We start from the raw sequence: 20,897 nt of genomic DNA, 5'->3' as shown, positions 1-20,897 counted from the left end.
AAAATGCGCCCATCAGGGCCAAGATAGGGTAATGATGGATCTGAGCAGGCGCTCAAGCCCAACAGCAAGAGAAAGGATAAGGCAACACGCGGTAACATAAGCATCTCCATTGCAACGATTGCCAGCATAACGTCATCATGCGCATAAAAAAACGGACAAGCAAGCCCATTTAGCCATCGGCATCAGCCATAGGCTTTAACGCATTTTGCTGTATGGATGCATTTCGGAGTTGGATTCGCGGTCGAATCGAGATAAATTATTGACATAATTGGGTGGCGAACAATATTATCCATAAAAATTAAATTGCTGGGATCAGTGGTTTTCTCAACGAGCTAACAGTATTTTTGCTGAGGATATATCCTCAGTAGCTCAACACGTTGCAGTATTTAGTCTATTTCCTTACATATTCAAAAGACATGAATAGCGTTGAGAAGATAGTGTCCACTTCCCATTAATGATGAAATTTAGTAGGTATTAATCCAATAAAAAGAGTTATAGTATGAAACCGTTAAGATTTTTGCACATACCGAAAACTGCAGGTACTACATTTACTGACGTTCTTAAACTTCAGTATTTTAGACAAAAGAAGTTTGAATTCTCTGGTAATAGAGTATTGGACATCAAGAAATTTGAGTCGTTACCGGAAAGTGATAGAGAAAAAATCGTATTGTTTTACGGACATGCACCAATTGTAACGGGGGTAAATCACGCTGATAATGCTACTATCATCACGTTCATTCGGGAACCTATAAATCGTGTAAAATCTTTTTGTCAACATGTTTCTGAAGGCAAAAGCTCATGTCTAATTGATGATTTTCCTCCAAAGACTTTTAATTTAGACACCTTTTTAGAAAGCGGATATGGAGAGCTATCCAACCTACAAACCCAGATGCTGATCAATCACTGGGGAAAATCTGAATCTTCGATCTCGATTAATAACATGCCAGCTTCGGAAGCAATAGATATGGCATTATATAATTTATTTAATAGAGTATCGTATTTTGGTCTTCAAGAGTATTTTGATGAAAGTTTAATAATGTTCAGTTCAGCTATGAATTGGAGACTACCCTTGTATAGTGCTGGGAACAAGAAAGATAGTAGAAAATTAATTCAATTTGAAAGTCGTCATATAGAAAGGATCGCAGAGTTGAACGCAATAGATATAGAAGTATATAAAATTGCTAAAGAGAGATTCTTATCTAACATTAATAGTGCTACATTCGATAATAAAAAATTGAAATCGTTTCAACTTATGAATATTCCCGCATCAGTTTTTATAAAAAGTGGGATAAAGATTATGCGACTAAGAAAAGATTTAAATCGTTCTTAAACATGAATTTATCTATTTTCCCTAAACTGACAAAAATATAAATGGATTGGGGGTGTTCAATATTCTGTGTCAGCTTAGTCACAGATCGATATGGGCGTCTAAGCGCGCCTCGAAGTGTATCGACAACCGTGACAGTGTTAGATTCCTGTTTTGCACTGGGTGCGTCCAACGCTCAGATGCCCGCAATATACCGGCATAAAGCAGCTTAAGCAAACTGTTTTCATTGGCAAATCCGCCCTTAGTTTTGGTCAGCTTACGGAACTGGCGATGCACAGCTTCTACCGCGTTGGTGGTGTAGATAGCGGTTCTAACGTAGTCCGGGTATTTAAAATAGGCTGACAGCGTCGGCCATTTATTACGCCAGGAGTTAATCACCTCTGGGTATTCCTCACCCCATTTGGCTTCAAGCTCGTCCAGCGCCAACTCTGCGGCGTTTAACGTCGTTGCATTGTACACGCACTTTAAATCGGCCATAAAGGCTTTCTGGTGCTTGCTAGCCACGTGCTTAAGTGAGTTACGTACTTGGTAGATAATGCAGTGCTGTATTTCAGTCTTGGGGGTAAATGTTCTCAATTGCTTCAGGAAAACCCTTGAGGCCGTCAACACAGGCTATCAAGATGTCTTTCACGCCACGGTTGTGCAGGTCTGTCAGCAAGCTTAGCCAATGATGGGCGCCTTCGTGTTCAGACAGCTACAGCCCCAGTAATTCCTTTTTACCTTCGACATTTACCGCCAGAATGCTGTAAATAGCTTTGCTGATGTAGCGGCCATTTTCTTTGATTTTGTAGTGAATAGCATCGAGCCACACGATGGGATAAATCGGGTCTAATTCCCGCTCACGCCACGCCTGCGACTCAGGTAGCAGCTTGTCGGTTACCGCATTAATGGTTCCGTTAGAGACGCTGATACCGTACATCTCTTCGATGTGTGCCCGAATATCCTGATAGCTGGTGCCAAGGGCAAACAAGCCGATGATATTACGCTCCAGCTCGTCGGTGAGTTGGGTCTGGTGCTTTTTGACAATTTGCGGCTCAAAGCTACCGGCACGGTCTCTGGGAGTATTTAATTCAAAGTTGCCAGAGGTGCTTTTCATGGTTTTGGCAGAGCTGCCATTTTTACGATTAGGGGTTCACCTCGCTCAAGGTGCTGCTCTAACTCAGCCTGCATTGCGGCTTCAATCAATTGTTTAATTAACGGAGTTAAGATACCGTCTTTGCCAGACAGGCCCTTGCCATCACGTAGCGCTTGAATGGCCGCTTGCATATCGCAAATAGGATTGGTCATGTGTCATCTTGTTTTCGTTTAGTTTAATGAAATGACACAGAATTTTGAACACTACCGATAATATCTAGAAGGTCTCTCGTTTTGGAGTATACAGTAAAAATCATGTCTATTTTCGTGTGAGTGAGTGACGAACCTTTACTAGCAATGCCTTCTTGAGAAAGCTATAAACCTCGCAGTGATCGACATTGACTCTAAGCCAAAACCATAGCAAGTACGCTCACCCTGCTATAAAATCTAAATTTAAACATATTGTTATGCAACCTACCAATACAAACCGGGCAATCAAGCCCGGTTTTTTATGGGTTACCGTTACTCAGTTTAGAAGCGGTAGCTGATGCTGGCTTTGATGTTGCGGCCGTCACCGACATAGTAGCCATTGCCCCAACTGCTGTAATAGCCGGAGCTGACGTAATCCTTGTCAAACAGATTGTCGATACGCAGGCTGGCTAGCCAGGCGTTACGGCGGTAGTTCAGCGCCAGATTACCCAGCCAGTAGCTGTCAATCTGTTTCCCTTCGTTGGCATCATCACCTTCCATATAACGTTTACCAAGATATTGCGCTTCTAGGTACAACTGCCAGTTACGGGTCATATCAACACTGGTGTAAGCACGGCCAGCATGTTTGGCAACCCAGGATAGCTGTTTACCATCGTTAGCCCCAGCGGTGAACTCAGCATCCACATAATGGTATTCGGCGCCCAGTTGCCACAGGCTGAACGGTTGCCAGTTCCATGACACATCGGCACCATAGCGGCGGGATTTATCGGCATTAACATTGGCACCATCGAACAGACCACCCACAGGTTTTTGGGCACTCATGTCATAGACAATTTCATCTTCCAACTTGAGCCGATACAGTTTCACCCCTAACTGTTGGGTACTTGCCTGCCAATCCCAACCTGCTTCAATAGAATTACCCGTTTGAGGTTTCAGGCCATTGACCCCTGGTGAGGTATAAGCCTGTTCATCCACTTTAGCGAAGCGGAAATTCTGATCCGCGCGCAGATAAAAACGCTGGCTGGTGGTGGGGCGGTAGTTGACCCCCAACTCCAGCGCATGAGCATGTTCATCCAGCACTGTGCCATTGGCATATACGGCGGCATCACGCAGTTCATCCTTCACCTTGGCATAGCGACCACCCACCACATATTCCAGTGTGGAAGTTAACGGAACTGTGGCTTGAGCATAAGCGCTGGTCATGGTCTGGGTGTTACTGCGGTTGGTGCTTGTGAGATCAAAATCGGCTTCGCCACGATGTAGATCGGCGCCTAACACCCATTTCAGATTGCCCGCATTAACCGCGTAATTTGCCAGGAATTTAGGGTTGAATTCCAGCAATGAGCGGCTGTTTTGGCCACGATTGCCATAGCTGACACTACTTACCTGCGAGTCACTGTAGTTGAGATCGGCGACCATCTGCCAATGTGTGTCCAACTGCTGTTGCAACTGGGCACGCCAAGCATCGGTCATTTCATGGATATAATCATCAGGCTGGTAGATTGACGCCTGCCGCGGGTTACGGTGCAATTGCTCTTCGGTCAGCGCACCGGGATTTTCACGTTTATTGTCGTAATAACTGCCTTCAACAAAAAATTGCCGTTCATCGGTACGGTATTGCAGCCGTCCTAACACTGAACCTGTGTTGTTGGTGTTGTGATCACGGTAATTATCACTGCGGTTATAGGCCGCAGCCAGATAGTAACGCCAGTTATCATTGATGCTGCCCGCCACATCGCCACGGCCTTCAGCTTTATGGAAACTACCTGCCGCTAATGTTACATTAGCGCCGCTCGCTTGTGGGGCTTTGGTGATGATATTAATCACCCCGCCCACGGCTTGGTCGCCATATAACACCCCGGCACTACCAGAGAGGATCTCGACCCTTTCTATCTGGTTGAGCGGAATGGCGCTGAGGCTGGCAGCCGCGATATCCATATTGTTGAGGCGACGCCCGTCCAGCAGGATCAAGGTATTATTTGCCGCTTGTGTACCGCTAAAACCACGCATTGCCAGCGTTGGCCCAGTATTGCTGTCTGATACCTGAATGCCACTGCGACCCCGCAGCAGTTCAGTCAGGGATGTCACACCGCTTTGCTCAATTTCGGCGGCATCAATCACAGTAACATTGGCGGCAATATCCAAAGGGGTTTCCGCCTGGCGGCCAATCACCACTATGGTGTCATCGACTTTCTGGGGTTCGGCATAGACGGTGCCGCAAATGGCGATGCTACAAAACATCGCCAGAGAAGAAGGTTTGAATCCCATTTCCTTAGCTCCTTAAGGGAACGGGGCAAGATGCCACGGCGAGTGCAATAGCCACTGCCGCATTTCGCGATATGCCCACCGAAATCAGCGAAATCCCTTCTGGGCCGGTCTCCGGACTTTGGCTATGCAGCAATGCTGCGCGACAAGCGACTTTAAACGTTTCCATTCAGCGGAAACGCGCCTTTGTCTCACCATTTACCGTTGCGGGGGCAGTGCCGGAATTACACCGGCTTCCCGATTATCCCAACCAGTAGTTGTTGGGCACCACAGAAAGTTGACGAGTATGTTATCCCTCAGTTGAGGGGACGGGCATTATAGACATCTAGGCGTATAAAAGTCTAACTAACCACCGTTTTCGCCCACAAAAAAGCAGACGCTGGTCTGCTTTCCTTTGGGTTTACTGTGGGCAGGAGACGTTATTCAAGCACCGCATCCATGGCTTTAGGGTTGCTGCCATATTCGTTATCACCGGCATCACTGTCTTGACACAGAAAAACGACCACTACAATCCAGCCAACAATCGGGATCAACCAGAGCAACTGCCACCAACCGCTGCGGCCCGTGTCATGCAGACGGCGCGCCGTTACCGCCAGAGATGGCAGCAGTAACACCAAGCCGTAAACGATACCCAACCAGTTGGAATTACTGGCGACATCGATGGCAGAAAGGATCAGCGAAATGATGTTGTAGATCAGCACATACATCCAGAAATTCCGGCGGCGAGTGCGCCCGGTAAAATCTGCATAACGCCGGATCGGCTCTAAAAAGTACTCCATAGTAACTCCTGTTTTAATGAAGACCTGACTCAGGCAAGTATTGCTCGGTTAAGCAATAAATATTAGCTAATTCAAATGGATATTTTTATTAGTGCAACCACTTTACCACAAGCAAAAATGTTTAAAATCTGTTAGCGGCAATTTTTTAATGAGCATAACACGCTGTACAGTAAAAAAGCCGCAACGGCGGCTTTAGTGCTAAAAGATGGTGAACCGTGGCTCAGTTGGAGGGTGAGCCCTGCTCATGGCGTTTTTCTTTGAGTTTTTCAGCAAACTCTTTTTGCAATTCGGTCATCTTAGGCAAAATGGCCCCCATAAACGACTGGGATACCGTCATGCTTTCCTGCATTACCTGCGGCATTTTAGCCACCATGGAGCGACCGCTTTCGCTGGCATAAAATGCCGCCATATCGGCGATTTCCTTGTCGGTGTAATGCTTAACATAGATATCCACCAGCGGCTGTTTCATCTTGTCCCAACTGAGTTCCTCGCGCATCATTTTGGTATATTTATGCGCAAACTCTTCAAACAAGGGCTTTTCATCTTCGCTGATATTGAGTTGCTGCTGCATATTCAGCAGCACCTGTTCCATCTGGTCATATAAACTGTTGAGCGTGGCATCCATGTGCATTTCCAGCAGCAACTGCTCTACCTGCGCCCGGCGATTATTCTCATCAGCGTGCGTCAGTGGTGCTAACAGCAAAGATGCCCCAAACAGCAGCACCGCCAAACTTTGATACGATTTCATCTTGCCTCCATGGCATATCTAAACTGCAAGCAATCTAGCACAATTTTACCGGTGTGAGCCAATCGGCAATACGCATTACCTGCGCCCAGCATTGGCATGATAAGAATTGAGTACCAACCAGTAAAAACGGAAACCACTGAGCACCAGTTGATTGGAGAAAATAGAAGGCGGGCCGCCGCTCCACAAATCTTCCAACATAGTGGGTTCCACATAAGCAGCCTGGCGCAGTTGCTCCAAATCAACCCGTTGCGGCTCGGCCGACAAGTTGGCAATCACCACCACTTTGTCGGACGGATTGGTGTAGTTGTAACGGACATACCCAAACACTGCATCGTTACCGAGTTCCAGTAAGTCACGATTGTTGAAATCAGCAAACGCATCGGTTTGCTGACGCAGACGGATCAGCCGCTGCATATCGCTGAAAATCTGGTTTTCCAGCGTGCCCGCTTGCTGGCGCCGCGCCATTTTCTGCCAGTCCAGTGTGGGGCGATGTAACCAGCGGCTGTCACTGGATTTATCGGTATCGCGTTCATAGTTGTAATCATTGAGGGTTGCCACTTCATCGCCGTAATACAGCAAGGGAATGCCCCCAAATGACATAATCAGACTGTGCAACATAATGATGTGTTTATGGCTGTTGCGAATGAGCTGTTCATCGCCCGTTTCAATCCCGGCCTGTAGCCCCACCAGCGACGCCAGCGAACCGGAGATCCGTGCATCACCCGTCTTGTCGTTTTTCCCAAACGGCCGACCGCGCGCCGAACTGTGATCAAAGTCGCCAGTAAAGTAATCCACCAGAAACTTGCGGTGCAATGCCGGGTTATAGCCAACACTGGCGATATCCCGGTCATCGAAGCCAAAGCCGATGTCATCATGGCAACGCAGATAGTTGAGCCAAGTGGCGCGCTCCAGTTTCATCGGCAGGCTCTTGAGTCCTTGATTCAGCAGTTTGGCATTTTTGGTGGCAACGGTTTCCCACAGCAGTGCCATAAATGTCGCGTTATAGGCAATGTCGCACTCTTTGGCGACCACCGCATCTTCACCGAAATATTTGATTATCTCCGAGGGCGACACAATGGCTTCGGCAATGAAAATCACCCCTGGAGCCACCACCTGACAACAATCTTTGAATAGCTGCAAGACCTTGTGGGCTTCGGCTTCATTCTGGCAGGCGCTGCCAATTTTCTTCCACAGAAACGCCACCGCATCCAAGCGCAGGATATCCACGCCTTGATTGGCCCAGTACAGGATCACATCCAGCATCTCGATAAATACTTCGGGATTGCTGTAATTCAGATCCCATTGGTAGTTATGAAACACCGTCATCACCCATTTCTGTGCCTGCTCATTCCAGCTAAAATTTCCTGGGTCGGTTTCTGGAAAGATCTCCGGCATGGTTTGCTCAAACATATCGGGAATGGTGCGGTCATCGAACATATAGAAATAGTTTTGGTAACGCGCATCACCAGCCATCGCCTGTTTCGCCCAGGCGTGTTGATCTGAGGTGTGATTGACCACAATATCCAGTGCAATCAAGGAAGATTGCCGATGCAGGCCATCGATTATTTGTTGTAATTGGGCATTAGTGCCCATGCGAGAATCCACTTTGCGAAAATTGCTGACCGCGTAACCTCCATCACTTTTGCCCAGTGGGCATTCACAGATAGGCAGAATGTGCACTAGGTTGACGCCCAGTTCGGCAAAATAGTCCACTTTGCCAACTAAATCGCTGAGATTTTTGGCAAAACCATTGGCATATAAGGCCATGCCCACCCAACGCTGATGCAAAAACCAGTTATGATCGGCTTCACGTTGGCGATCGACCTGTTTCAGCGCACTACTGCGCGCGATGTAGTTGCGCGCCATCACCGCCACCAGCGTGCCCAACTGTTGTTCAAAGTCGCGACGGTTGCCATACAAACGCTGAAATAACTTATAGATACCGTAAAAGTTGGCACCGAGACGACTGTAAAAGAACCGCAGATCTTTGGGTTCAATCGCGGGTTTGAGTTCATCCAATATCCGGTTCAGCAGGGTATGAGATACCTCTTCATACATAATCTTGCCCTCGTTGCTGGATTAAATCAGGCCCCACAGGCGTTTGAAATCGCAATAAATGGCGGGATTATCCGATAGCGCCCCCTGCTGCCCCACAATGAAACCGGCAAATTGCTGTGCCCGCTCAAGCGTGGTACGCCAATCCCACTGGTGCAACATGCCCAGCAACAATACCGCCGAAAAAGCATCGCCAGCACCCACGGTATCCACAATATTGCTGGTTTGTGGCGGCAGTTCTGGCGTTACCACATTGCCCGTTTCATCCACTAAAAGGCCCCTTCGGCCCCAAGCGTCACAATCAGGTGAGTGATGTTATTGGTCAGCCGGTAATTGAGTGCAAGTTCTTCAAGGGCGTGGCGTTCGCTGGGCGTATCATCAAGTTCAGCCAGTTGCGCCAGTTCATGTTGATTCAGTTTTACGCAGTAGGCACCATGCACTATCGAGCGTAGCCAGGCATGTTCCCACCAAGGTGCCCGCAGATTAACGTCGATAAACGTCTTTTGCCCCGGCGGCATGCAGGCTCTCTAGGGCTGCACGACTGCTGGGACAACGAGCCGCCAGAGAACCGTGATATAACAGGTGTTCACCGCTAATCTGTGGCAATTGTTGCTGCTGGATATGATCATAAGCCGCATTAAGCACAATATCGTAACTAGGTTCAGCCCCAATAATGGTGACATTCACCATCCCGGTTTGATGCTGCGGATCTTGCTGGATCTGCGCCGTATCCATGCCCCATTGCTGCATTTTCTGGCAAATATTTTTGCCCAAGGCATCATCACCAACCGCGCTGATCATCACTGGCGCGACACCAAAGGCTTGTAGATGCCAAGCCACATTGAAAGGCGCACCGCCTAACAGGGTTCGTTTTCAGGGAAGCAGTCGTATAACACTTCCCCGAACACATACACAGGTAATAATTCATCCATTGCCTTGCCTCTTCGCCGCCAACCAAGTTTTCAATTCAGGGAAAAAATGCCACAACCCTTCAACAATACCCGCACTGTAATTGCCATTAAGTCCTAGCTCCGGCAGCCCTTGTGCCAAATACAAACAGTGCTGAGTGCCCTGCGCCTGACTGCCTTGCAACGCGCTAGCCACCACATCAGTTGTCGCATTTTTTACCAGTGCAGTACGATAAGGGCTGATCAACACATCTAGATCATTACCGCTATCGCCACTAAAAAGATCTGCGATGCGGCCAATGAAAGCGACTGCACCAAAAAATCAATCGCCTGCCGCTTACCTGCGCGCTGAGGCAGTAAATCTACCAGCCCCATATTACTGGTTTCATCAATACTGCTAATCAGCCGCACATTGATTGCCATCGCTAACAGTTGCTGTTGCAGCAGCGCAATATCTTCTGCCATCGCGGTAGCCGGAACAATTTGATAACTCAACTTATATTGTTGCTGCTGTTGTGCTGGCTGCAATTTAAGGTGCGGCAGTTCTCCAATAGTGTGAGCTAAGCTCTGGCTGTTATGGCTACCCCAGTCTGCCGCAATATAATGCTGCCAGCCTGGTAGCGGCCGATAATGTTTGCCTTCTCGTCGATAAATCAGGCTGCCAACATCCGTAATAGCAAAGTCCGGCAAGGGTAAGTTGTATTCAACGATTGCCTGTTGCATCAACGCCAAGCTGCGACCACTGACATACGCCAGTTGCAACCCAGGATAATTGACCGCCTCAACAAACCACTGCCGAGCATTAGGCGATTCCGCCTGTAAGCCGTTCGGCAGTAAAGTGCGGTCAAGATCGGTACACAGCAATATTTCAGGCATCTGGCGCGGCTACCTCGACCCCGGGAATTTCATCAAAAAAATGGTAATGCTCAATCGCTTCCAGTATGCCCAAGGCATTCGGCTGGGTTGCAAAAACACATTATGCCCTTCTACTTGGTTTTCTAACGTTTCATGCTGGCGATTGTGCACCACCACAGATAAGGTGTTGCCAGTGATCATATCTTCGTCGGTACCCGCCCCGGCCGCCACCAACACCCGTTCTAACGGAATGCCCCAGATTTGTGCCACATAGCGCAAGGCTAACCCTTTGGAGACTCGCGCGGGGGTGATATCCAAATTTTGTCCAGCAGAAACAAACACATTGACGCTCTGTTCTTCCTGGCGCAGCAGTGACACGATTTTTTCCTTGGTGAGTATGCCCTGCTGTGAGGGATCAATATGAAAGGAGATTTTTAACTTACTTTGTTCCGAATCTTCCTGTAGCTCTAGCCCAGGGATATCACGCAAAATACGGCGGATAGCACGTGGATTCCAATCATGATCCACATGGGTTTCCCAGTCCGTGCTTACCTCCAGTTCGCGGCCATAATGAATTTGAGAGCCAAGACTGGAGATCAAGATATCCGGTTTGGGGATCCGATATTTTTTCAGCAGTTTCAGCACCGCATCTAGCCTTCTCGCGGTGGCAATCCCAAACGCCACCTGTTTGCGACGCTCCCGCAACATCTGGCAAAACTCCCGTAATCCGGTGGGATTACTCAGCAAGGTTTTATCCAGATCCGACACAATCAAACGGTCAGCAAAGCGGGAGGCGCGCAAAATAGCCGGCGAGTATTGCTGCGGTTTATGGGCGGCCACCAAGGGCCTTATCTGTTTCAGATAACTGCGCGCATGAGCATCCCATGAATATTTCAGGGCCACATTTTTGATGCCATTGGCTGAAAATTTGCGCCAGAGTTCACCGTCCAGCAGCAGCGTTTTCATGGCTTTACCAAGATCGTTAGCACTGAGCGGATCCACCAAAATGCCCGCTTCACAGTTTTCGACAATATCCTGTGGGCCGCCGTTTTCCGTGGCAATAAAGGGTAATCCGGTTGCCGCCGATTCCAGCAACGTCAGACCAAAAGGTTCGGTTAACGCCGGATTAATGAAAATGCCGCAAGCGCGCGCCGCCATCCGATAGATGGCAGGCACTTCACTGGGCAGATGTTTTTTCGGCAACGCCAATTTGCCATACAGATCGTAGTAATCGAGCAAGACCAAAAGCTCGGTCAATACTTCCTGAGCGCCGTCATTCATTTCCCGAATATCGTCACGATTCCCCGCCACAATAACCAGATTCGCCATCTCCCGCAGCTCAGGCGATTCGCCATAGGCTTGTACCAGGGTAGCAATATTCTTGCGTGGATCGGGCCGCGACAACGCCAGGATCATCGGTTTATCTGGCTCATCCAAAAACGGCGAATGGCACTGGCAATCTGGGTCGGCGCTTCACCCAACTGTGGCGGATGGAACTGGCTTAAATCGGTACCGGGTGGAATGACCCGCATACTCTCCGGGCAATAGTAATCGTATAACTCGTACTGGGATTCAATCTCCTGGCGAGTACTGGTGATCACCAGATTGGCATTTGCCAGCACCTGCTCTTCTGCTTCAATGCGGCGCTGCATATTGTATTTCTGTTCGACTTCAAAAGATGGCATTCCAGAGGCCATTAGGCGTTTACGTTTGTCGCGTCCTAAAGAGTGGCCAGTGTGCACCAGCGGCATGCCCGAAATATGACTGATTTGCGTGGCAACATAACCGGCATCCGCATAATGGCTGTGAAGCAGATCCGGCATCCGCTGTTGTTGCTGAAAGAACCGCAGCAGGTTGTCAGAAAAAGCATCGAGGTGTTCCCACAGTTTCTCTTTGGCAACGTATTGTTTGGGGCCACAATCAATACGGATGATCTGCGCGCCCGCTGCCTCTAATGGTTCGCGCTCTTCGCTGTAACTGCTATCGAGACGCTCATCGATGACCCGCCGGGTGATCAGATCGACCCGAGAAATCCCCGGTTGCCGCGCCAATGCATTCGCTAGATCCACTACATATTTGGTTTGCCCGCCAGTATCCGCATCACGGCCAAGTTCCAAATCGCGCCCCCGGATCAGCCCATGAATACTGATGAGTGCTATGTATAAACCATCAGCGGCGCTGTTGTTCAGATTTTGCTGCATAGACGTCTTCTCCGTAAGATTAGTCAATATGCGCTGCCTGGGCAGAAAGGAGCTTCGACTCCCCGAGAATGAAACAGGCATGCAGCCCGTTGTGACATCTGTTCCAAAAATAATGGCCGTGTTGAACGCTTTGATGGCGTTCGATTATCACCAAGAAAACAACTGAGGTAGCGCTGGTTAGCCACAGTCCGCCGTTAGCAGTCATGGCTGACAGATATGGTGAAAAAACCACCATAACTGTGGCTTTTTTCACCCTAACATAAACAATCTGGATTACCAAATAGCCTAGCGCCACTCGATGAGCCGCACGCAGAGACACAAATCAGGGAGCAACGGGAGAAGATTTAGAGCCGATAATGATATGAAATTTAATCAGTTATCATGATTAAATGGTGGCTGAGCAGCAGAGACAATCGCCGTTGCCTCTGCTACAGCTAGCGTTACTTGTTCGTTTCAAAAAATGGCAGAGTGCTGTTAGGCAACATGGTGCTTGGCAATTTGCCGTCCCAATTTTCCGCTTTTGTCAGTTCGATCAGATCTTTATTTTTTGCCAGCGCATCGGCACGGCTCTTGATGGCAGACGCTTCTGCCTCACCCTTAATACGAATGGCTTCGGCTTCAGCTTTTGCCCGTGCCAGTTGTGAATCAGCTTCCGCCTGGGCTTTGGTGACGGCAATCTGAGCACTTACCCGTTCTTTTTCCAGATTTTGTTTCTGAGTCTGAACTTCCACTTCAGCACGCATACGATCTTCAACTGACTTTTCGTAAGCAGATGAAAAATCAATATTTTCAACTTGTACTGACGTGATATCTATCGGGCCATGCACCGAATTTTTCAGTGCTTGGTTAACATCCATAACAAATTTTACGCGCTCTTGTACCGCAGAAATAGCCGTGTATTGCCCAAAGATATTCTCAATCTGTGTTGGCACTTGACGGTCAACGAGCCTATCGACCATACCGTCGATACTTTTAAAATCAGCATACACTTGTGTCACTTTATCTTCCGGCACGCGGAAAGTGACAGACACCCGAATGGTTGCGGGTTGCTGATCACGGCTATAGGCCTGTAACTTGGGATAACTGACGGTATGGGTCTGAGTGGAAATTTTAACTATCTTATCAAACAGAGGCAGCTTAAACCCCATGCCCGGCTCGGCAGTGCCGATCACTTTACCATTACGCAAGTGTACTCCGCGCTCCCCTTGGTCGACGGTAAACCAACTGCCAAACGCGGTGATAACCAGCAGAATAATCACCAATAATGGCACCAGCTTGGCCACACTAAAACTTGCAGGAGTATTATATTGAATCGCCATTACAGCTTCCTTTTTCTCTCGCAAGGCTTAGTCCCTGCGCCGATTATTAGATTGAATGCTTTAGCATATTCAGCCAACATAAATGTTAACCATATGAAATGAATTAACTATTTAACCACAACCCGGTTAACTTTGCGCTGCCTGTTTCACTTTTTCAGCACTATGGTGCGCTGCCCTAAGCGCCGCTTACGCAAGTGCGCAGTCTCAATCAAGAACCGCTCGGCAACTGCTGGCAAACTTAGCGCAGTTTCTGCAAAGGGAAAGACCATGAAAGCACTCAGTGAACGACATCAGCAAAGCATTCTGCGGGTATGTGAGTATATCCAACAGCATCTGGATGATGCGCTGGACGCCGAACAGCTGAGCGATGTTGCCGCCTGTTCCAGGTTTCACTTTCATCGGGTATTTATGGCGTTTATGGGCTTGAGTACCACCCGCTACATCCAGTTAGCTAAACTGCGCCGGGCGTCTTTTAGATTGGCGTTTGAACAACACAAGATCATCGATATTGCGTTGGAAGCAGGTTTCAGTAGTAGTGAAGCCTTCACGCGGGCGTTTAAAAACTGTTTTGTACAGACTCCTCCCAATTCAGGAACCAACCTAACTGGCAACACTGGCATAGCGTGTTGCAGTTACCGTCCATCCCTAGAGAGGAAATTATTTTGAACGTAAAAATTGTGGATTTTCCCACGAAGCAGATCGCGTATGTGCAACACTGTGGCGCACCGCAACAGGTACTGGACAGTGCCGCCAAGTTTATTGCCTGGCGTAAACAGACTGGCTTGTCTCCCATTGAAAGCAGTGAAACCTTTGGCATTCCCTACAGTGACCCCGATACTGTTGCCCCAGAAGCATTCCGATTGGATATCTGTGGCACCATCAGTCAAACCGCCATACCAAGCAACCCGTTTGGTGTTATAGCAGGCACGATTCCAGGTGGTCGCTGCGCGGTAGCACGGCATTATGGCAGCCATGACAATATCAGGGATACTGTCTATCAGCTGTATCGAGAATGGCTCCCGAACAGTGGTGAGGAGTTACGGGATTACCCTTGTTTCTTCCACTGGATAAACTTCATCCATGATGTGGATGAACGCGAGTTATTGACCGATGTCTATTTGCCCATTAAGTAATATACCGGAGGGGCCGCGAGCCCCTCTGACAATCACCAGCCGCGTTTCATTTTCTAGCGCGCAAGTGACGATAAGTTAACACCAACAAATGCAGCAGTAATAACCCAGAAAAAGCACAACAGAAAAACAGCAATGCAATGGAATTAACCGTACGCGGAGTTGTGTGATACAGCCAGTACCATAAGGGCCAGCAAGTAGCTGACAACCCGGCGAGCTGCCACATACAGGCCTTATAGCGCCCAAGCTTACGTCTAAAAATGGTGCCGAAGCATTCTTCACATGCCATATTGGGATATCCGTTGCCAAGCCAATCTTGCAACATATTACCCGCTGACAAGCCATAAATCTGTTAATCACCAGCACAATTATCTGCAACAACACCGCTAGTGTGCTCACAACTTTTAGCGGTTACCAGATGACGGCTGATGGCCAGTTTGTTACCAAAAAGCCTCACAAAACGCCAACTTAAAAGTGGATAACTTGGCAGGATCGGAGAATTTTTCCTAGACTGCAAAATGACGTTTAACCTGGATATGGATATCAAGTAGGCCAAGATGCGAATTCATTCAATCAGATTTAAAGTAATTCTGCCGATTGCGTTTCTGGCAGTGATTCTGGTGGGACTCTTCAGTTTTATGCTGTTGATGACCAAGCTACAGAACGAGGCAATCCGCAAACAAGCTGAGCACTATTTCGAAGCAGTGTCTGTGGTACTCAATGCCGACCGGGATCTGTATCAGGCGCGTATTGCCAGAGAAAAATTGCTGCACGGCGAAGGCAAAGCTGAAGACAACCTCAATGACTTTAACGAAAATGCACAGCAAGTACATGATCGTTTTAATAAATTCCGCGAATATTTGGCTGATGAACCAGAGGTCTTTCAACCGTTCCAACGCTTTGATGCCCTTTATGACAAATGGCTGAGTGCCAGTAAAACCCTATTACAATCCAGCCAGTTACAAATAGAACAAAACAATGGTTTGCAGCAACTGGAACAACAGTTTCAGGCTATCAGGGTCATGCTCAGTGATGCCGGGGATGCGCTCAGACAGCACACGCGCGATGCCCAAGTGCAACAGCAGCAGGATCTCAATCTCTATGTGGAAGCCATTTCAGAGGTACTCAATGCCGATCGCGATGCCTATCAAGCCCGGCTAGCGCTGCTAAAGCTGCTTAATGGCACCGGTTCTGCCAACGAAAATACCCAAGATTTTGAAGAAAATGCCGCGCAAGTCCTGCAACGTTTTCACAATTATCGCAGTTACCTTATCCGCGAACCGCAGTTAGTAGCACCGTATGAAAAATTCGACACTTTGCTGGATAACTGGTTGAACAATTGCCGCCAGTTGCTCAAAACCACCCATCACCAGCAGCAACAACTGAGCAATGAACAGCGGGAGGCTGATGTAAGTTTTGCCGATATCCGCCAAGTACTAGATGAGGCGGGTGAAGCGATACGCCAACATGCTAGAACCGCCAAAGAAGATGTGAAGCATACCATCGACAATTATCAGAAACTTGCCATGGTAATTATTGGTATTGCCTTCATTATTGCCTTGCTGTTTGGCTATTTTGTCCCGCTACGCCTGACCCAACAGGTTAATAACATGACGCTGCGGATCCGGGAAATTGCCGATGGTGATGGCGATTTGACCCAAAGGATCAACTCCACCGCCAAAGATGAACTGGGTGATTTGGCCAAAGAGTTTGATGGGTTTGTCGAACACCTGCGGAACATTATTCTCAATATTCAAACGCAATCTGCGGCACTGGGGAATACCACACAACTCTTGAATCAGGTGGCAGATCAGGCGGGCAATATCACCTCGGCGCTGGTAAATGCTTCCGACTCTATCGTCAGTGCTAGCAGTGAAATGAGCATGTCAAACCAGCAGATGGCAGAACTTGCCAAAGGCACTGCCGCTGAATCCGATAACTCCAGCCAACTGACAAATGACGGTATTAACGTGGTCAGCCAGGCGAACAATGCGATTGAAGCACTGGTCACCGATATTGAAACCGCTCAGCGCAGTGCTGCCGAACTGGAACAGAGTTCCGATGCCATTGCCTCAGTGCTGGAAGTGATCCGCAAGATTGCCGAGCAAACCAATTTGTTAGCTCTCAATGCCGCGATTGAAGCAGCCAGAGCGGGAGAACAGGGGCGCGGCTTTGCGGTCGTTTCTGACGAAGTTCGGGTACTCGCCACCCGAACCCAAGCCAGTACCGACGAGATTGAAAGCATGATTGAACGCCTGCGGCGCAGTGTCCAGCAATCGTCGCATACCATTCATAACAGCCGTGGCAATGCTGACAACACGGTTGAAAACTTCAGCGCGGTGATCCGCATTTTCAACACATTAAAATCCTCTTTTGACGAGGTTCAAGGCATGGCTGAGCAAACAGCACAGGCCACAGAAGAACAGTTCACCGTAGCCAACCATATCAACCAAAATCTGGTGTCACTGAAAGAACAAACCGACAGTGTTCGCACTATGTCAGCACAAGTGCAGCAGCAATCGAATCATCTTTCAGAGCTTTATCAACAACTTAGCAAGCAGGTAGAAAGTTTCCGAGTATAATATTGCCATAATGTGTACCATGGACGACTTGGGGAATAAAAAAGGGACAGTTATGAAAATCACAGTGATTGGTGCTGGCGGTGTTGGTGGTTACTTTGGCGGCAAGCTAGCGGCAGCAGCGAAGACGTCACCTTTGTTGCCAGAGGTGCACACCTGCAAGCAATGCAACAACATGGATTGAAAATTAACAGCCCATTGGGCAATGTCTGGTTACCTGAGGTTAATGCTGTCGATCATCCGGCCAAAGCGGCGGCCGCAGATCTCTACATTGTAGCGGTCAAATTGTGGGATACGGCTGATGTGGCAGCGCAGCTACAACCCCTGATAACAGGGGATACCGCTGTACTTTCGTTACAAAACGGGGTGCAGAAAGATGACATATTGCAACGCTACCTGCCGCAACAAAATATCATTGGTGGCGTTAGCTATATCGCGGCCGCCATCGCCGAGCCCGGAGTGATCCATCACGGTGGCAAACTGCAAAAACTGGCATTTGGCGAATATGGTCAGCCAACATCTGCACGTTGTGAAGCCTTCCAGCAAAGTTGCCAAAAAGCGGGCATTGAAACCGACTTCAGTGACGATATCGCCCTGCGGATCTGGGAAAAATTTATATTTCTGGTGGGATTTTCCGGCACGACTACGCTGTTTCGCAGTAACATCGGTCCGATCCGCAGTGACCCGGCTAAAAGGCAATTATTCCGGGACGCTATGCAGGAAGTCGCCGATGTGGCACAAGCCAAAGGTATCTCGGTTCGCCCTGATTTTGCTGAACAACTCTTACAATTTACCGATACCCTACCCGCTGATATGCCATCTTCCATGAAAACAGATCTGCAACGTGGCAAACGCCTAGAATTGCCGTGGCTCAGTGGCGCGGTGGTGGATATGGCAAAACAGCTGGGATTAGCAGTGCCAGCTAATCAACATATCGTGGAGCAACTGTTACCTTGGGCGATGGGGCCTGCCTCGCACTAACAAGCCAGCGGCCTCAACCAGAGGCCGCCGCTAATAGCACTTAATCGAGCCCAGCCGCCAACAATGCTGCGCCATAAGCGCCAATAAACTGTGGCTGAGGCGGCACCAATACTTGACGTTGCAGCGTTTCCGAAAGGAAATGCACCATGCAAGCATTGTTAGCAACACCGCCAGTGAACACAATATCGCCATCGTTTGAAACCCGATTGAGCATGGTTTTCACCCGTCGAATCACGCTCTGGTGCAAACCTCTAGCAATGGCCTGACGGTCTTGTCCACGGCCAATTAACGAGGTGACTTCCGACTCAGCAAACACAGTACACATGCTGGAAATATTGATATCACTGGTGGCCGCCAGAGCTTGTGCACTGAACTCCGCTAAACTGAACCCCAGTGCTTTTGCCATAATCTCCAGGAATTTCCCCGTCCCCGCCGCACAGCGATCATTCATTTCAAACTTTTTCACCCGACCGTTGGCAAACAGGGCTATTGCCTTACTGTCCTGCCCGCCAATATCCAGTACCGTTTCCGCCGTCGGGAAACAGGCCCTGGCCCCACGCGCATGAGCTTTTATTTCAGTCACTGTTGTCGCGTCAAACGAGATCTCAAACAGATTACGCCCGTAACCCGTCGCCATAATCTGCTGATACGACAACTGCGCCAACATGCGTTTAGCCTCGGCCATAGGGTCAAACCCGGTATCGGCCTGCAACTGTTGCAAGACCTCACCGTTGGCGTCCACCAGCACCAGTTCTATCGAACGCGAACCAATATCAATTCCGGCAAAACCACTCACGGCAGCCTCCGTTATTTCAGCTGTTCGATAAAGGCTTCAACGCGGGTTTTTAACTGGCCCATGTCCTCCATACTGTAATCGGTTTCAATGCGCAGACAGGGAATATGCTTTTGCTCCAACGCTTTCTGCACTGGTATGGACTCCATCAGATAGGGCGTACAGAACTGTAAACCGTAGTGGATAACGCCGTCAGCATGGTAGTCTTTTGCCATCTGTTCAATATGTTGCAAACGGTCACAGTTAGGCGTGAAGATGGCGCAGTCCACTTTGAAATAGCGCTCAACAATGGCGTCTAGCATTTCATCAAGGGTTGTGCCAGATTCATCCACCAGATTGCGCACCCCGCGTTCGCCCACGCAGGATTCTTCACCGACAATCACCGCACCAGAAGTTTCAATGATGGCGGGCAGTTTCCAATTAGGCATTGCCTGTGGGCAGCCAGAGACCAAAATCCGTGGCATTTTTGCCGGAAAGGCACCAGTGTTGTCCTTGATACGCTGTTCCAGCTCGTCACAGATCTTGTTCACCGATGCCGTGAAACGTTCAGGGTTATCGTAGAAAAACACCTGATTTGCCAGTAAGGCATCAAGACCAGAGATCGGCGCCGGATCGGCTGCCCGCAGTTGGTATAAGCGCAACATGGCGGCCCGTTTGGCATTCACTAACTTGATGGCGGCTTTCAGTGAGTCCACTGTAACACTCACACCGGTCAGTTGTTCCACCGCTGCCTTAAAGCGTACATATTCGGCTTTGAGCAATGCCTTGCCGTTAGCCGACTTCACCTGCGGCAAATCCATTACATACAGATTATTGATAATCTCGCTGAATGATTCATAAGCTTTCTTTTTCCATCACAGGTGTTTTCCCCAACGACCATGTCGGTGGTTTCCAGGTATGGGCACACCCGGCCGAGTTTAAAACCAAAGGCCGATTTAATCAGCGCGCAGGTATTACGCGGCAAGTATTTCTCTACTTCTTCCGTTGCGAAATCAGCACCAGTACACAAGCCAATCAAGGTGGCGTTAGCAGCCAGCGCAATCTCTTCTGGCACAAACACACAATAGGAGCCAATGATCTTGCGCCCAGCCGCTTTCTCATCCAAGAGTTCCTTGATACGCAGCCCATGAACTTCACTCATCACAAAATCAAAGTAACTCATGGCCTGTGGACGCTGATCCTGAGCCATAAAGATATTCTGGTAGGCTTCAGACAATACCCCCAACAAGGCGTCATGTGCCTTGAGGTCGAGGCCAAGTTCAGTCCACATCTGTTGATAGTTTTCGCTCATGACACACTCCAGTTATTGTTTTCATCCATTAATTACCGTGGCGCGACACCAACCTTAGCGTTGGCAGCGCCCAGCCGCATGACTGCAAAATCATCGGCGTACGCCTGGCAAAAGCGGATTAACGGAATGGAAAACTTGCGGATATGGGAAATCACCATGAGGCTTGCAAAATACTCAGACCAATACCCTAGCACCATCGGTTAACCGTTGGTTTGCCATCAGCTTGGTCCGGCATGTTCTGCTTTTGCTGTTTTACTGACGCATGCTGCCACTGAATTAAATAGGACAGAGATGCCATGCTGTTATCAACACGGATAACAAAAGTGCCAGTGCAAAAGAAGAACGAGTTCTCACAGACACAAAACTTCTGTCACAGAAGCTG

Annotated in this window: 21 protein-coding genes, 3 pseudogenes and 1 riboswitch; of the genes and pseudogenes, 6 read left to right on the top strand and 18 right to left on the bottom strand. The window is 48.7% G+C overall.

The window, feature by feature from the left end:
• The first annotated feature begins 499 nt into the window (after positions 1–499).
• Positions 500–1,330: a sulfotransferase family protein gene (locus tag KHX94_RS14140; protein WP_213681137.1), complete on the top strand. Its 831-nt coding sequence runs from the start codon at positions 500–502 to the stop codon at positions 1,328–1,330.
• 78 nt (positions 1,331–1,408) lie between these two features.
• Here the strand turns inward: KHX94_RS14140 and KHX94_RS21210 are convergent, their stop codons facing one another.
• The 14 genes and pseudogenes from KHX94_RS21210 to KHX94_RS14075 form a co-directional block, all read right to left on the bottom strand.
• Positions 1,409–1,936: a transposase gene (locus tag KHX94_RS21210; RefSeq protein ID WP_280529574.1), complete on the bottom strand. Its 528-nt coding sequence runs from the start codon at positions 1,934–1,936 to the stop codon at positions 1,409–1,411.
• A pseudogene (locus KHX94_RS21205) lies at positions 1,878–2,423 on the bottom strand (IS256 family transposase). The gene KHX94_RS21210 and the pseudogene KHX94_RS21205 overlap by 59 nt, the downstream one beginning before the upstream one ends.
• A complete protein-coding gene (locus KHX94_RS20645) occupies positions 2,420–2,614 on the bottom strand; it encodes a hypothetical protein (protein ID WP_244859172.1) in 195 nt (64 codons plus the stop codon). Before KHX94_RS20645 ends, KHX94_RS21205 begins: the two are co-directional and overlap by 4 nt.
• A 318-nt stretch (positions 2,615–2,932) precedes the next feature.
• Entirely contained in the window at positions 2,933–4,879 is a 1,947-nt protein-coding gene (locus KHX94_RS14130; RefSeq protein WP_213681136.1) for a TonB-dependent receptor, read from the bottom strand.
• Positions 4,880–4,964: 85 nt separating this feature from the next.
• A riboswitch (cobalamin riboswitch) is annotated at positions 4,965–5,163 on the bottom strand.
• Positions 5,164–5,295: 132 nt separating this feature from the next.
• On the bottom strand, positions 5,296–5,655 hold the full coding sequence (locus KHX94_RS14125; protein WP_213681135.1) for a DUF805 domain-containing protein: 360 nt from the start codon (positions 5,653–5,655) through the stop codon (positions 5,296–5,298).
• Between the two features lie 220 nt (positions 5,656–5,875).
• A complete protein-coding gene (locus KHX94_RS14120; RefSeq protein ID WP_213681134.1) occupies positions 5,876–6,403 on the bottom strand; it encodes a DUF2059 domain-containing protein in 528 nt (175 codons plus the stop codon).
• Positions 6,404–6,478: 75 nt separating this feature from the next.
• A complete protein-coding gene (locus KHX94_RS14115) occupies positions 6,479–8,461 on the bottom strand; it encodes an amylosucrase (protein WP_213681133.1) in 1,983 nt (660 codons plus the stop codon).
• 21 nt (positions 8,462–8,482) lie between these two features.
• On the bottom strand, positions 8,483–8,728 hold the full coding sequence (locus tag KHX94_RS21200) for a PfkB family carbohydrate kinase (RefSeq protein WP_213681132.1): 246 nt from the start codon (positions 8,726–8,728) through the stop codon (positions 8,483–8,485).
• Complete coding sequence (locus KHX94_RS21195) at positions 8,728–8,976, bottom strand: PfkB family carbohydrate kinase (RefSeq protein ID WP_213681131.1); 249 nt, start codon at positions 8,974–8,976, stop codon at positions 8,728–8,730. The genes KHX94_RS21200 and KHX94_RS21195 overlap by 1 nt, the downstream gene beginning before the upstream one ends.
• Positions 8,942–9,298 carry a carbohydrate kinase family protein gene (locus KHX94_RS21190; protein WP_213681130.1) on the bottom strand — a complete coding sequence of 119 codons (357 nt, stop codon included), beginning with the start codon at positions 9,296–9,298 and terminating at the stop codon, positions 8,942–8,944. Before KHX94_RS21190 ends, KHX94_RS21195 begins: the two co-directional genes overlap by 35 nt.
• A gap of 84 nt (positions 9,299–9,382) precedes the next feature.
• A pseudogene (locus KHX94_RS14090) lies at positions 9,383–10,242 on the bottom strand (HAD-IIB family hydrolase).
• A gap of 9 nt (positions 10,243–10,251) precedes the next feature.
• Complete coding sequence (locus KHX94_RS14085; protein WP_213681127.1) at positions 10,252–11,637, bottom strand: HAD-IIB family hydrolase; 1,386 nt, start codon at positions 11,635–11,637, stop codon at positions 10,252–10,254.
• The gene (locus KHX94_RS14080) at positions 11,634–12,422 is read right to left on the bottom strand and encodes a glycosyltransferase (protein ID WP_213681126.1); all 789 of its coding nucleotides are present in this window, start codon (positions 12,420–12,422) and stop codon (positions 11,634–11,636) included. Before KHX94_RS14080 ends, KHX94_RS14085 begins: the two co-directional genes overlap by 4 nt.
• Before the next feature lie 440 nt (positions 12,423–12,862).
• Positions 12,863–13,741, bottom strand: coding sequence for a prohibitin family protein (locus tag KHX94_RS14075; RefSeq protein WP_213681125.1), 879 nt, complete (start codon positions 13,739–13,741; stop codon positions 12,863–12,865).
• Positions 13,742–14,008: 267 nt separating this feature from the next.
• Between KHX94_RS14075 and KHX94_RS21535 the strand changes: the two genes are divergently transcribed.
• Positions 14,009–14,407, top strand: coding sequence for a helix-turn-helix domain-containing protein (locus KHX94_RS21535; RefSeq protein ID WP_342345769.1), 399 nt, complete (start codon positions 14,009–14,011; stop codon positions 14,405–14,407).
• Complete coding sequence (locus tag KHX94_RS21530; protein ID WP_342345768.1) at positions 14,404–14,874, top strand: AraC family transcriptional regulator; 471 nt, start codon at positions 14,404–14,406, stop codon at positions 14,872–14,874. Before KHX94_RS21535 ends, KHX94_RS21530 begins: the two co-directional genes overlap by 4 nt.
• 46 nt (positions 14,875–14,920) lie before the next feature.
• On the opposite strand, the gene KHX94_RS14065 is transcribed toward KHX94_RS21530, so the two are convergent.
• Complete coding sequence (locus tag KHX94_RS14065) at positions 14,921–15,160, bottom strand: DUF3624 domain-containing protein (RefSeq protein WP_213683452.1); 240 nt, start codon at positions 15,158–15,160, stop codon at positions 14,921–14,923.
• Between the two features lie 268 nt (positions 15,161–15,428).
• Here KHX94_RS14065 and KHX94_RS14060 point away from each other — a divergent pair, with 268 nt between their 5' ends.
• The 3 genes from KHX94_RS14060 to KHX94_RS14055 are packed head-to-tail and all read left to right on the top strand — an operon-like array spanning position 15,429 to position 18,431.
• Complete coding sequence (locus KHX94_RS14060) at positions 15,429–17,453, top strand: methyl-accepting chemotaxis protein (protein ID WP_213681124.1); 2,025 nt, start codon at positions 15,429–15,431, stop codon at positions 17,451–17,453.
• A gap of 52 nt (positions 17,454–17,505) precedes the next feature.
• Positions 17,506–17,634 (top strand): 2-dehydropantoate 2-reductase N-terminal domain-containing protein, encoded by a 129-nt coding sequence (locus tag KHX94_RS21185; RefSeq protein WP_280529573.1) that lies wholly within the window; start codon positions 17,506–17,508, stop codon positions 17,632–17,634.
• Complete coding sequence (locus tag KHX94_RS14055) at positions 17,631–18,431, top strand: ketopantoate reductase family protein (RefSeq protein ID WP_244859171.1); 801 nt, start codon at positions 17,631–17,633, stop codon at positions 18,429–18,431. Before KHX94_RS21185 ends, KHX94_RS14055 begins: the two co-directional genes overlap by 4 nt.
• Before the next feature lie 40 nt (positions 18,432–18,471).
• On the opposite strand, the gene KHX94_RS14050 is transcribed toward KHX94_RS14055, so the two are convergent.
• The 3 genes and pseudogenes from KHX94_RS14050 to KHX94_RS21180 form a co-directional block, all read right to left on the bottom strand.
• Positions 18,472–19,227: an acyl-CoA dehydratase activase gene (locus KHX94_RS14050; RefSeq protein WP_213681123.1), complete on the bottom strand. Its 756-nt coding sequence runs from the start codon at positions 19,225–19,227 to the stop codon at positions 18,472–18,474.
• A gap of 11 nt (positions 19,228–19,238) precedes the next feature.
• Positions 19,239–20,365: pseudogene (locus KHX94_RS14045) on the bottom strand (double-cubane-cluster-containing anaerobic reductase).
• A gap of 182 nt (positions 20,366–20,547) precedes the next feature.
• Positions 20,548–20,673 (bottom strand): hypothetical protein, encoded by a 126-nt coding sequence (locus KHX94_RS21180; RefSeq protein ID WP_280529572.1) that lies wholly within the window; start codon positions 20,671–20,673, stop codon positions 20,548–20,550.
• Between the last annotated feature and the right edge of the window lie 224 nt (positions 20,674–20,897).

It is taken from the genome of Shewanella dokdonensis (assembly GCF_018394335.1).
Lineage (GTDB): Bacteria > Pseudomonadota > Gammaproteobacteria > Enterobacterales > Shewanellaceae > Shewanella > Shewanella dokdonensis.
The sequence above is the reverse complement of the archived record's forward strand: the minus strand, read 5'-3'. Positions and strand labels throughout refer to the sequence as shown.

What these genes read in the sequence shown, in the direction of transcription:
- KHX94_RS14125 (WP_213681135.1), bottom strand. Translation starts at nt 5,655, where the DNA reads ATGGAGTACTTTTTAGAGCCGATCCGGCGTTATGCAGATTTTACCGGG.
- KHX94_RS14075 (WP_213681125.1), bottom strand. Translation starts at nt 13,741, where the DNA reads ATGGCGATTCAATATAATACTCCTGCAAGTTTTAGTGTGGCCAAGCTG.
- KHX94_RS14115 (WP_213681133.1), bottom strand. Translation starts at nt 8,461, where the DNA reads ATGTATGAAGAGGTATCTCATACCCTGCTGAACCGGATATTGGATGAA.
- KHX94_RS20645 (WP_244859172.1), bottom strand. Translation starts at nt 2,614, where the DNA reads ATGACCAATCCTATTTGCGATATGCAAGCGGCCATTCAAGCGCTACGT.
- KHX94_RS21195 (WP_213681131.1), bottom strand. Translation starts at nt 8,976, where the DNA reads ATGCCGCCGGGGCAAAAGACGTTTATCGACGTTAATCTGCGGGCACCT.
- KHX94_RS14060 (WP_213681124.1), top strand. Translation starts at nt 15,429, where the DNA reads ATGCGAATTCATTCAATCAGATTTAAAGTAATTCTGCCGATTGCGTTT.
- KHX94_RS14080 (WP_213681126.1), bottom strand. Translation starts at nt 12,422, where the DNA reads ATGCAGCAAAATCTGAACAACAGCGCCGCTGATGGTTTATACATAGCA.
- KHX94_RS14065 (WP_213683452.1), bottom strand. Translation starts at nt 15,160, where the DNA reads ATGGCATGTGAAGAATGCTTCGGCACCATTTTTAGACGTAAGCTTGGG.
- KHX94_RS14085 (WP_213681127.1), bottom strand. Translation starts at nt 11,637, where the DNA reads ATGATCCTGGCGTTGTCGCGGCCCGATCCACGCAAGAATATTGCTACC.
- KHX94_RS14120 (WP_213681134.1), bottom strand. Translation starts at nt 6,403, where the DNA reads ATGAAATCGTATCAAAGTTTGGCGGTGCTGCTGTTTGGGGCATCTTTG.
- KHX94_RS14140 (WP_213681137.1), top strand. Translation starts at nt 500, where the DNA reads ATGAAACCGTTAAGATTTTTGCACATACCGAAAACTGCAGGTACTACA.
- KHX94_RS14130 (WP_213681136.1), bottom strand. Translation starts at nt 4,879, where the DNA reads ATGGGATTCAAACCTTCTTCTCTGGCGATGTTTTGTAGCATCGCCATT.
- KHX94_RS21535 (WP_342345769.1), top strand. Translation starts at nt 14,009, where the DNA reads ATGAAAGCACTCAGTGAACGACATCAGCAAAGCATTCTGCGGGTATGT.
- KHX94_RS21185 (WP_280529573.1), top strand. Translation starts at nt 17,506, where the DNA reads ATGAAAATCACAGTGATTGGTGCTGGCGGTGTTGGTGGTTACTTTGGC.
- KHX94_RS21180 (WP_280529572.1), bottom strand. Translation starts at nt 20,673, where the DNA reads ATGGTGATTTCCCATATCCGCAAGTTTTCCATTCCGTTAATCCGCTTT.